9 protein-coding genes are annotated in these 11161 nt (G+C 69.4%); 6 read left to right on the top strand and 3 right to left on the bottom strand.

Going from position 1 to position 11161, the window contains the following annotated elements:
- Positions 1-256 precede the first annotated feature (256 nt).
- Positions 257-2230 (top strand): bifunctional copper resistance protein CopD/cytochrome c oxidase assembly protein, encoded by a 1974-nt coding sequence (locus tag ACPYN5_RS08230; protein WP_424448494.1) that lies wholly within the window; start codon positions 257-259, stop codon positions 2228-2230.
- Between the two features lie 51 nt (positions 2231-2281).
- Here the strand turns inward: ACPYN5_RS08230 and ACPYN5_RS08235 are convergent, their stop codons facing one another.
- Positions 2282-3415, bottom strand: coding sequence for a hypothetical protein (locus ACPYN5_RS08235; RefSeq protein ID WP_424448495.1), 1134 nt, complete (start codon positions 3413-3415; stop codon positions 2282-2284).
- Positions 3416-3457: 42 nt separating this feature from the next.
- Here ACPYN5_RS08235 and ACPYN5_RS08240 point away from each other — a divergent pair, with 42 nt between their 5' ends.
- Positions 3458-4837 (top strand): ATP-dependent DNA helicase, encoded by a 1380-nt coding sequence (locus ACPYN5_RS08240; protein ID WP_424448496.1) that lies wholly within the window; start codon positions 3458-3460, stop codon positions 4835-4837.
- Between the two features lie 13 nt (positions 4838-4850).
- Here ACPYN5_RS08240 and ACPYN5_RS08245 read toward each other — a convergent pair whose 3' ends face one another.
- Both ACPYN5_RS08245 and ACPYN5_RS08250 read right to left on the bottom strand, forming a co-directional pair.
- Positions 4851-5516, bottom strand: coding sequence for a biliverdin-producing heme oxygenase (locus ACPYN5_RS08245; protein WP_424448497.1), 666 nt, complete (start codon positions 5514-5516; stop codon positions 4851-4853).
- 71 nt (positions 5517-5587) lie between these two features.
- Positions 5588-5896, bottom strand: coding sequence for a DUF2470 domain-containing protein (locus tag ACPYN5_RS08250; protein WP_424448498.1), 309 nt, complete (start codon positions 5894-5896; stop codon positions 5588-5590).
- A 78-nt stretch (positions 5897-5974) separates the two neighbouring features.
- On the opposite strand from ACPYN5_RS08250, the gene ACPYN5_RS08255 reads away from it, so the two are divergent.
- The 4 genes from ACPYN5_RS08255 to ACPYN5_RS08270 all read left to right on the top strand — a co-directional run bounded on the left by ACPYN5_RS08255 (position 5975) and on the right by ACPYN5_RS08270 (position 11153).
- Positions 5975-7222 (top strand): serine hydrolase domain-containing protein, encoded by a 1248-nt coding sequence (locus ACPYN5_RS08255; RefSeq protein ID WP_424448499.1) that lies wholly within the window; start codon positions 5975-5977, stop codon positions 7220-7222.
- Between the two features lie 262 nt (positions 7223-7484).
- Positions 7485-9182, top strand: a complete 1698-nt coding sequence (locus ACPYN5_RS08260) for an ABC transporter substrate-binding protein (RefSeq protein ID WP_424448500.1) — start codon at positions 7485-7487, stop codon at positions 9180-9182.
- 1 nt (position 9183) lies between these two features.
- The gene (locus ACPYN5_RS08265; RefSeq protein ID WP_424448501.1) at positions 9184-10158 is read left to right on the top strand and encodes an ABC transporter permease; all 975 of its coding nucleotides are present in this window, start codon (positions 9184-9186) and stop codon (positions 10156-10158) included.
- A complete protein-coding gene (locus ACPYN5_RS08270; protein ID WP_424448502.1) occupies positions 10155-11153 on the top strand; it encodes an ABC transporter permease in 999 nt (332 codons plus the stop codon). Before ACPYN5_RS08265 ends, ACPYN5_RS08270 begins: the two co-directional genes overlap by 4 nt.
- The last annotated feature ends 8 nt before the right edge of the window (positions 11154-11161 follow it).

Genomic DNA, 11161 nt, shown 5'->3' on the forward strand with positions numbered 1-11161 from the left:
TGTATTGGTGACGGCGGTTTATTTGTTTTTGGCTGCTTTAATGTATAGCAGTATTTTCCCGGGTTGGGGTTTGCGTTCCGGAACCCCCCTCCGTCGTCCCCGCCCCGCCCCGCCCCCCGCCCCACCCCCCCACCCCCGCCCCGCCCCCCGCCCCGCGAGGTCCCAGTTGGGCCGGAAACCCGGCCCGCATACCCGGCCGAAGTGGGACCTCACGGCTCCGACCTCCCGGGGCAGCGGGCCGCCGTAGGCTTGTCGGGTGGAATCCCGAGCGCAGCGCCTCGCCGGACCGGCGATCCTCGCTGTGTCGGCTGTCATCGTCGTCCTCATCGGCCTCGCGGCCGGTGGTGGGGCGGCTCCGCTGCAGCTGCTCGACCCGGGCCCCGTCGTGCGGTGGGGTCTGCCGGTCATCAAGCTGATCGTCAACCTGTCGGCGGCCGGCATGGTCGGATCCCTCGTCGTGGCGCTCTTCGCCCTGCGTGCGGGGGAGCGGCCCTTCGACACCGCCCTCGACACCGCGTCGATCTCGGCGGCGGTGTTCACCGTCGCCAGCGCTGCGACCGCGTTCTTCACCTTCCTCAACCTTCTCGGCGCGGCCCCGAGTGCGAGTGCCGAGTTCGGCCAGCAGCTCGGCCGGTTCCTCGTCGACACCGAGGCCGGGCGCGCGTGGCTGCTGACCACGATCGCGGGCGCGGTGCTGACGGTGCTCACCTTCGCGGTGCGCGGGTGGACCTCGACGCTCATCGTGGCGGTGCTGGCAGCGGCATCCCTCGTCCCGATGGCGACGCAGGGGCACTCGGGCGAGGAGGCGAATCACAACATCGCCGTCACCGCCCTCGCGCTGCACATCGTCGCCGCGGCGGTCTGGCTCGGCGGGCTCCTGCTGCTCGTGATCATCCGACCGGTGGTGGCGCGCGCGGACATGGTCGCGGTCGTCTCGCGGTACTCGAGCATCGCCCTCGCGGCGTTCATCGTCGTCGCGGTCTCGGGTACGGTCCGTGCCGCGCTCGGCGTCCTCTCGCCCGAGAACCTGCTCTCGCCCTACGGTGCACTGCTGCTGGTCAAGGTCGTCGCTCTCATCGCGATGGGGGTTCTGGGCGCCTCGTATCGCGGCCGGCTCATCACGAAGCTCGCCTCGTCGGGAGCGGCCCGGGTCTTCTGGCTGCTCGTCACCGTCGAGATCGTCTTCATGGGGATCGCCAGCGGTGCCGCCGCCGCACTCGCCCGCACGCCCCCGCCCGTCGACACCTCCCTCCCCGAAGAGCTGACGCCGGCTCAGGTCCTGACCGGGTCGGTGCTGCCGCCCGAGCTGACGATCGCCCGCTGGTTCACGACGTGGGATGTCGACCTGCTGTGGGTCTTCGCCGCCGGCTTCGGCCTGTTCTTCTACCTCGCGGGCGTCCGGCGCCTGCGGCGACGCGGCGACCGGTGGCCGCTCTACCGCACGGCGCTGTGGGTGTTCGGTCTGCTTCTGCTGCTCTGGGTGACCTGCGGTCCCATCAACGCCTACCAGGACTACCTGTTCAGCCTGCACATGGTGGGGCACATGCTCTTGTCGATGGCGATTCCGCTCTGCCTCGTCGCGGGAGCGCCGGTGACACTCGCCGCACGCGCCATCCGCAAGCGCGACGACGGTACCCGCGGCGGACGCGAGTGGATCCTCTGGGCCGTGCACACCCCGTTCTCGCGCGTCGTGACGCACCCCGCCTTCGCGTCGATCATGTTCATCGGGTCGCTCTGGGTCTTCTACTACACCGACCTGTTCCGGTGGTCGCTCTACGACCACATCGGCCACGAGTGGATGGTCGTCCACTTCCTGATCTCCGGGTACCTGTTCGTCCTGTCGCTCATCGGCATCGATCCGGTGCCCTACCGCCTGCCGTATCCGTTCCGGCTGCTCACGCTCATCGCCGTGATGGCGATGCACGCCTTCTTCGGCATCGCCATCATGATGTCGTCGGGCCTGTTCGCCGCGGAGTGGTTCGGCTCGATGGGCCGCACCTGGGGAGCCACCCCGCTCGAGGATCAGTACAGCGGCGGCGGCGTCGCGTGGTCGGTCGGTGAGATCCCCACGCTCATCCTCGCGATCACGGTCGCCATCCAGTGGAGCCGTTCGGACGATCGGATGCAGCGCCGCCGCGACCGTCAGGTCGACCGCGCGGGCGACGTCGAGCTCGACGAGTACAACGACCGCCTCGCCGAGCTGGCGCGCCGCGACGCCGCGCGCAGCTGAGGTCGCGCTCGGACCTGCCGCGTGGAGGGCCGGTGCGGGGGATGAGGATGCTCAGCCCTGGTCGGCGGACACCTGGATGGATGCCGTGCCGTCGGGCAGGATCGTGATGTTGCCGGTCAGGAAGAACTCCACGTCCTCCGACACTTCGTTCAGGCGTCCGTCGTAGATCGACCGGATGTCGACGTCGATGTGCGCGACGGCGCGAGTGCTCGGGATCGCCCACTGAGCCCCATCGGGAACGACCTCGATCTCGGGGTTCTGCGCGATCGACCACTGGGGGACGCCCTCGACCCGATTGCGCACGAAGTATCCGAACGGACACCCGGTCGGCTGAAGCACCTGCTGCGTCGCGCACGAGGCGAGGAACTCATCGACCCGGTCCTGGACCACCTCGACGAACTCCGGCGTGGGCTGCGTCTGGAGATCGACCGGGACCGACTTCTGCGGGGCATCGGAGAGGACTGCCACCCCCGGCGTCGTCGCGGTGGCGGTGTCGACGGCGATCGAGTACGCGCCGGGCGAGAAGACGAGCATCGAGACGGGGACGAGCGGATCGGCATCCACCCCGTCGGGTGCGACCTGCCGCGTGTCGAGCTCGAAGCCGTTCACCGAGAAGCGGGTCGCGCCGCGCACCGTCAGGTCGATCGCCGAAAGCGGGCTGCGGGCGAAGCGCCACGCCGGGGCGACCCCGATCCAGCCGTCCTGCTCGACGTCGAACTGCGTGCGGCCGCGGTGGCCGTTCGCGAGATAGGTGACGGTGATCTCGGTCACATCTCCGCGCACGCGCTCGCCGATGACCGAGACCTCCGAGAGCGGGGCGAGGGTGGCGCGCCGCAGCAGCACCTCCGAGGCCGTCGCCGGCAGCTCCGCCGCGGCGAGCTCCGCCGAATCCATCGCCACTCCCGGCAGGCGGAGCGCATCGGCGGCGCTGCCGCTGCTCAGCAGCGACAGGTAGCGCTCGACGAACGCGGCGGGACTGTAGAGGGTCCGGTACACCGCGACGCCGCCGACGCCGAGAGCCCCGAGGGCGAGCACGGACAGGATGCCGATGGCGGTGAGTTCGAGGGCGAGGCGACGCCGACCCCGTTCGCTCCGCCTGCCCCCGGGGGCGGGCCGCCCCGGTGTGCCGGGCGCGCGCGACGGCTCGCCGACCGCGGCATCCTGCGTCGTCTGCGCCTCCTGCACAGCACAAGTCTAGGAAGGCTCGGCTGTGGCTACCATGAATCGGTGACCTTGCCCCCTCTCTCCGCAGAGCAGGAGGCACTGTTCCGTCGCATCGAGACGACGCGCGACCACGTCTTCGTGACCGGACGTGCCGGCACCGGCAAGTCGACGCTGCTGCAGCACCTCGCGTGGAACACCGACAAGCAGATCGCGATCTGCGCGCCGACGGGAGTCGCCGCGCTCAATGTCGAGGGCCAGACGATCCACTCGCTCTTCCGCCTGCCGATCGGCCTCGTCGCCGACAGCGAGCTGGAGCAGTCCGAAGCGACCCGGCGCATCCTCAACGCGATCGACACGCTCGTGATCGACGAGATCTCGATGGTGAACGCGGATGTCATGGATGCCATCGACCGGTCGCTGCGCCAGGCGCGGCGGCGCCGCTCCGAGGCGTTCGGCGGAGTGCAGGTCGTGATGTTCGGCGACCCCTATCAGCTCTCGCCGGTGCCGCCGCGGGGCGATGAGCTCAAGTACATCCGCGACCACTACCGCTCGTTCTGGTTCTTCGACGCGCAGGTGTGGGCGGGGCCGAAGGCCGATGCCGGGGCGATCCGCTCGGACGGACTGCTCGATCTCGGACGTGTCGGAGCCCCGCTGCACATCGCGGAGCTCGGCGAGATCCACCGCCAGGCGGATGCGGGCTTCAAGGAGATGCTCAACGCCGTCCGCTACGGCGTCGTCACCGCCGACATCGCCGCGGCGCTCAACGCCGCCGGCGCGCGCACGCCGCCGCCGCCCACCGGCGACGAGCCGCCCGTCATCACGCTGGCCACCCGCAACGACGCCGTGAACCGCATCAATCAGCGTCACCTCGACGCCCTGACCGGACCCGTGCAGACGGCGAAGGCCGACGTCAGCGGAGACTTCGGCCGCGGCGAGACCTCGTATCCGGCCGACCCCGAGCTGCAGCTCAAGGTGGGCGCTCAGGTGATGTTCCTCCGCAATGACATCGCCGGATACGGCGGGGACGGCCCCCGCTGGGTCAACGGCTCGATCGGCACGGTCACCCGCATCGCCGGCTCGTCGGTGCGGGTCGAGCTCGACGGCGAGGAGCACGACGTCGAACCGGCGGTCTGGGAGAGGTTCCGCTACGCCTACGACCCGGCGTCCCGCAAGCTGACCCGTGAGATCGTCGCGGAGTTCACCCAGTTCCCGCTGCGGCTGGCGTGGGCCGTGACCATCCACAAGTCACAGGGGAAGACCTACGACCGGGCGATCGTCGACCTCGGCTCGGGTGCGTTCGCCCCCGGGCAGACGTACGTCGCGCTGTCGCGCCTGACATCCCTCGACGGGCTGTACCTGTCGCGGCCGCTGCGACCCAGCGACATCCTGGTCGATCACGACGTGCGGCGCTTCATGGCCGCCGTCCGCGCCGCCGGCATGTGACCGGAGGTGCGGGTCAGGCGACGACCGAGGCGATCCCGCCGGCCTTCGCCGCTGCGAGGTCGGTGAACAGGTCGGTGTTGAACTGGTACGCCACCAGCACCTCGTCGATGACGCGCTGCTGCTCTGCCTCGTCCCACGGTGCCGCGTCGAGCTCGTCGCGGTAACGGTCCTTGAACGCCGCCGGGTCGGCGATGTCGCCGAAGATGTAGAACCCGATGCCGTTCGTCTCGAAGCCGAACTGGCGCGCCATGATCTTGCCGATGAAGAGTCCGCCCGACAGGTCGCCGAGGTAGCGGGTGTAGTGGTGGGCGACGAAGCCGCCCGGCCATGTCGTCCCCACCTCGCGGATGCGCGCGACGTACCGCTCGGTCGTCGGCAGCGGGGCGATCCGGTCGCGCCAATCCGGCCCGATCAGGAACTCGAGGTCGGCCTCGAGGGCCGGCAACCGGGTGAGCTTCTCGCTGACGAAGGCGGCTGCGACGGGGTCGGCCGCCATGCGGGAGGCGGCCTCCTCGAGGGCCTCGTAGATGAACCAGTGCTGCGCGACGAGGGCGACGTAGTCGTCGCGGGTGCCCTCTCCGCGCATCAGATCCGACATGAATCCGGCGCCTTCGCTGCCGGAGTGGGCGGAGCTGGAGCGCTCGCGAAGAGCGGTCGAGAACGGGATCGGCTCAGGCATGGCCCGACAGTAGCACTTAGGGTCAGCTAACCTGAAGCTTTCTCGGACAGGTCTTAACGAATCCGTAACGCTCAGTCGTGCGGACGCGCCTCGATCCCGAGTCGTTCGCACGCGGCGTCGTAGAGCGCGACGATCTCGCGGCGGACCTCGCGGCGCTCGGTGATCGGGCCGCCGGGCCACGTCACCCGCAGGTCCCGCGTGCCGCCGTCTCGCAGCGTCGCCTGCCATTCGCCGCCGTCGCCGTCGAAGAACGTCATCACCGCCGAAGCGGCATCCGGTTCCCCGAACGCGCGGGCGATGAGGAGGTTGTCATCGCGATGGTCGTCGTTCATGTGACGGAGCACGCCAGCAATGGCATCGGCGTCGAAAGCGTGGGTCATGCGTCCCACCCTAGGTTCGCGGAATGCACCGGAGCGGTGTGATTCACTTGAGGCATACATCAGGGGGGTGGCTGAGGAATGCGTGCGACTCGACGCCGTCGGAGCGCGGGAATCGCCGTCGCGATCGCCCTCGCGCTGGGTCTGTCGGCGTGTGCTCCCTCGGGTGTCGACGCGGTGGAGACGCCCGCGCAGGTCGACGGCGAGATCAGCGGTGACACGCAGGCCCAGCTCACCGCGGCGGTCGAGCGGGCCATGACGATGACCGCGTCCTCCGGCGCGATCGCCGGCGTCTGGGTCCCGTGGTCGGGCGAATGGGTGCAGGGGTTCGGCGCCAACCCCGACGGCACCGAGGTGACCGCCGACGACTCCTTCAAGGCCGGGCCCGTCACCCGGGCGATGACGTGCGACGTGCTCTACGGCATGGCGGCCGACGGCACCGTCGGCCTCGACGACCCCGTGACGCAGTGGATCATCGGCTTCCCCGCGACGCCCGTGGTCACCCTCGAGCAGCTCTGCGACGGCACGTCGGGCCTCGGCTCGTATCAACCCCAGCTCCAGGGCCGGTGGGAAGCCAACCCGGCGCGCCCGTGGGCGCCCCACGAGCTCCTCGCCTACGGCCTCGCCGCATCCGGTCCGACCGGGGGCGGGTCGTTCGACGGCTCCGACGCGGGCTACGTGCTGCTCGGCATGGCGCTCGAGCGGGCGTCGAACAGTACGGCGGCCGAACTGTTCCAGCGCTACGTCTTCGAGCCTCTCGAAATGCAGAGCTCCTCGCTGCCGGCCCGGACCGCCGAGCTGGGACTCCACGGCGTGCAGTCGGTGCTGACCCCCGAAGGCGCTCCCGACTGCGCCAACGCCGTCGACCTCACCGCGCTGTCGCCCTCCGCCGGGTTCACGGCGTCGGGCGTCGTCACGACGGCGGACGACCTCGGGCGCTACGCGCGCGCGCTCGCGACCGGACTGCGCCCGTTCGACGACGGTGAGCGCTTCGGAGCGCCCATCCCGATCGCCGAAAGTGTGCCGACCTGGTACACGGTCGACGGCGGCACCTATCAGGCGGGGTCGCTCATCGGGCAGTACGGCGCGGTCCCGGGCTATCAGACGGTCGCCTTCGCCGACCGCGAGACGGGGCTCACGGTCGTCGCCGTCCTGAACAACTCGCGTGCCTCGGCCGAGGCGATCCGCGTGCTGGGTTGGCAACTCGCCGCCATCGCGTCCAAGGCGCCCGCCGCAGAAGGCGAGACCGTTCCGTCCGCCGGTCTGCCCTGGACGCCCGAGCAGATGGACGGTGACCTCGCATCGGTCGCCATCTGCCCGCTTCCCTGATCCGCGGCTGACCCGCGCCAGGTCGTTTCCGACCGTCCTCGACCGGAGCGGATGCCGCCGCCTCCGCGGCAGCGGGCCGCCGCGTGTTTCGCGCGTGTGAAGAAACAGCGTGATCGCGTGACGATCGTGTCACAGGGTCGACGACGGTGATTCCGAGCGCGTAGAACGGATGCAGCGTGATCGTGCAATTGCACATTGCACCGTGATGTTGTTTTATGGACAGCACTCGACGCAATGGAGCAGAGAAAGGGAAGGTCCACCGATGACCACCAGGAGAATCGCCGGCATCCTCGCCGCGGGAACGGCCATGGCGCTCGCCCTGACGGCGTGCAGCGCCGGCAACGGCGGCGGCTCGCCGCAGCAGACCGGAGCCGACGGACAACCCCAGACCGGCGGGACCGTCCACATGCTCCAGAACGCCGACTTCTCGTACCTCGACCCCGCTCGGGGCTGGGACGGCGGCGTCAACGCCTTCTACCGCCTGCTGTACCGCGGACTCACGATGCAGGCCGCCGGCGACTCCGACGACCCCAACGCGATCGTGCCCGACCTCGCGACGGGGCTCGGCGAGGTGTCGGAAGACGGACTCACGTGGACCTACACCCTCAAGGACGACCTGTTCTTCGACAACGGCGAGCCGATCACCTCGGCGGAGATGGAGTTCGGCATCTCCCGCGCCTGGGACCCCCAGATCGGCATCGGCTCGCCCTACCTCAAGACGGTCATCGACGCTCCCGCCGACTACCAGGGTCCCTACGTCTCGGGCGACCTGGCCACGATCGAGACCCCCGACGAGAAGACGATCGTCTTCCACCTCAAGGCTCCCTTCCCCGAGTTCGACAACGTCCTCGCCCAGCCCAACGCCGTCCCCTTCCCGATCGGCTCCGGCGGAGGCGACGAGTTCATCAACGACGTCATCGCCTCGGGCCCGTACACCCTCGACGCCTACACGCCCGGCAGCACCATCACGCTCGTGCGCAACGAGCACTGGGAGTCCTCGAGCGACGACGTGCGCAAGGCCTACCCCGATCAGTGGCAGTTCGACATCGGCATCGACGGCGCAACGATCGACGAGCGGATGATCGCGGGCCAGGGCGCCGACCAGAACGCCATCGCCGCGAAGATCGCGGGGGCCACCCTTCCCCGCATCCAGACGCCGCAACTGCAGGAGCGTGCGATTACCGCGCCGGCCTACTGCACGACCTACATGTCGCTGAACACCACGAAGCCGCCTTTCGACGACGTGCGCGTGCGCCAGGCTGTGAACTGGGCTCTCGACCGCGCCAGCATCCAGAACGCCTCCGGCGGCAACCAGCTCGCGGATGTCGCGACGACGATCATCCCGCCGGCCGTCAACGGGCACCTCGACTACGACCTCTACCCGTCGGACGACAACACCGGGGATGTCGACGAGGCGAAGGCGCTCCTCGAGGAGGCGGGACTCGGCGGCGGCTTCGAGTTCACCCTCGACATCCGCACGACTCCCGTCGCCCAGGCGCAGGCCGAGGCGGTGCAGCAGGGTCTCGAGCGCATCGGGGCGAACGTGAAGCTCAACGTCATCGACACCTCGATCTACTACGAGACCATCGCGACGCCGGCGCAGCAGAACAACGCCGCGATCACCGGATGGTGCCCCGACTGGGCCTCGAGCGCCAGCACGTTCATCCCGCCGCTGTTCGACGGCGCCGCGATCACCGAGAAGGGCAACCAGAACCTCGCCCAGCTGAACGATCCCGCCGTCAACGAGCGCATCGCCGAGATCCGCGCGATGACCGACGTCGACGCCGCCAACGAGGCCTGGGGCGAACTCGACGAGCAGATCATGGAGCTCGCTCCGATCGCGCCGATGGTCTTCGAGAACGGCATCTTCCTGCCGGGGTCGAACATCGCCGGCTACATCCCCAACACCAACATGACCGACCTCACGATCGTCGGTCTGAAGGACCCGTCGAAGGGCTGACATGACCTTCAGCTCGGCCCCCCTCGAGGTCGAGGCCGCACCGGGCGGTGATTCCACTCTCGACGAGTCGGTGGAATCCCGCCCGGCATCCGGCCGGAAACTCCTCCGAGGCTTCCTCACCGATGTGCCCGCGATGCTCTCGCTGGCCTACATCGTGCTCGTGCTGCTCATGGCCGTCTTCGCACCGGTGATCGTGCAGATCAGCGGCTGGTCGCCGTACCAGTTCGACCAGAGCGCGATCGACCCGAACATGGGCGCCATCCCGATCGGACCCCTCGGCGGCATCAGCGCCGAGCACTGGTTCGGCGTCGAGCCCGGCAACGGTCGCGACATCTTCGCCCGCATCGTCTACGGGGCGCAGGTCTCGATGACCGTCGCGCTCTCGGCGACGCTGCTGACCACGGTTCTCGGCGTCGTGCTGGGCATGCTCGCGGGCTACCTCGGCGGGTGGGTCGACACGGTCATCTCGCGGGTCATGGAGTTCCTCATGGCCTTCCCCGCCCTCATCTTCATGATCGCGATCCTCTCGGCGCTCCCGGCCGACAACCGCGTGCTGCTGCTCGTCGTGGTGATCTCGCTGTTCGGCTGGCCGTACCTCGCGCGCATCGTGCGGTCGCAGACGATGTCGCTCAAGGAGCGCGAGTTCGTCGAGTCGGCCCGAGCGTCGGGCGCCTCGAGCGTGCAGATCATCTTCCGCGAGATCCTGCCGAACCTCTCCTCGACGATCATCGTGATGGCGACCCTCGCCGTGCCCGGGTACGTCGGCACCGAGGCGGGGCTCTCGTTCCTCGGCGTCGGCGTCGTGCCGCCCACGCCCAGCTGGGGGCAGATGATCGCCTCCGCCGCACCCTGGTACGCCGTCGACCCGATGTACTTCCTCATCCCGGGCGCGTTCCTCTTCCTGCTCGTGCTCTCATTCACGACCCTCGGCGACCGCATCCGCGCGCTCGTCGGCAGCGCGGAGGTGCGCGCGTGACCCGCTTCGTCCTCTCCCGCGCGACCGGCATGGTCGTCGTGCTCTTCCTCGTGACGCTGTTCACCTTCGTGATCTTCTTCGTGCTCTCGCCCGACCCGGCGGTGCAGATCTGCGGCAAGAACTGCACGCCCGAGCGCATCGACCAGATCCGCGCGAACCTCGGCCTCGACCAGCCGTTCCTCACGCAGTTCTTCACGTACGTCTCCGGACTGTTCGTCGGCCGTGAGTACGAGATCGCCGGAGCGACCGTGGTGTGCGGCGCGCCCTGCCTGGGCTACTCCTTCCAGACCGGCCAGCTCGTCGGCGACATGATCGTGCAGCGGCTGCCGATCTCGGCGACGATCGCCATCGGCGCCGCGGTGCTCTGGCTCGTGGGCGGCGTCGTGGGCGGGGTGCTCAGCGCCGTGCGCGAGGGCCGGTTCACCGATCGGCTCGTAGCGGGGCTCACCCTCGGGTCGATGTCGATCCCGAACTACGTCCTCGCCCTCGCCCTGCAGTTCGTGCTCGTCGTCTCGCTCGGGTGGCTCCCGTTCCCGCAGGCGGTGCCGTTCGCCGACGACCCGGTGCAGTGGTTCCTGAACTTCCTCATGCCCTGGATCGTCCTGGCCGTCGGCTACGCGGCCGTCTACACGCGGCTGACCCGGGCCAACGTCATCGACACCCTGCAGGAGAACTTCGTCCGCACGGCGCACGCGAAGGGGCTGCGGCCGAGTCTCGTCTGGCGGCGACACGCGCTGCGCCCGGCGCTCACGCCGATCGTGACGATCTTCGGGATGGATGTCGCGGGCCTCCTCGGCGGCGCGGTCATCACCGAGACGGTCTTCGGCCTCAACGGCGTGGGCAAGCTCACCGCCGACTCGATCTCGTCGAACGACCAGCCGGTCATCATGGCGGTCACGCTGCTGTCGGCCTTCTTCGTGATCGTCGGGAACCTCGTCGTCGACCTGCTCTACGCGGCGATCGATCCCCGCGTGCGGACGGCGGCGCGAGCATGAGCGGCGGC

It is taken from the genome of Microbacterium arborescens (assembly GCF_049707515.1).
Classification (GTDB): domain Bacteria; phylum Actinomycetota; class Actinomycetes; order Actinomycetales; family Microbacteriaceae; genus Microbacterium; species Microbacterium arborescens_B.

What these genes read in the sequence shown, in the direction of transcription:
- ACPYN5_RS08245 (WP_424448497.1), bottom strand. Translation starts at nt 5,516, where the DNA reads ATGCCTGAGCCGATCCCGTTCTCGACCGCTCTTCGCGAGCGCTCCAGC.
- ACPYN5_RS08255 (WP_424448499.1), top strand. Translation starts at nt 5,975, where the DNA reads ATGCGTGCGACTCGACGCCGTCGGAGCGCGGGAATCGCCGTCGCGATC.
- ACPYN5_RS08265 (WP_424448501.1), top strand. Translation starts at nt 9,184, where the DNA reads ATGACCTTCAGCTCGGCCCCCCTCGAGGTCGAGGCCGCACCGGGCGGT.
- ACPYN5_RS08250 (WP_424448498.1), bottom strand. Translation starts at nt 5,896, where the DNA reads ATGACCCACGCTTTCGACGCCGATGCCATTGCTGGCGTGCTCCGTCAC.
- ACPYN5_RS08260 (WP_424448500.1), top strand. Translation starts at nt 7,485, where the DNA reads ATGACCACCAGGAGAATCGCCGGCATCCTCGCCGCGGGAACGGCCATG.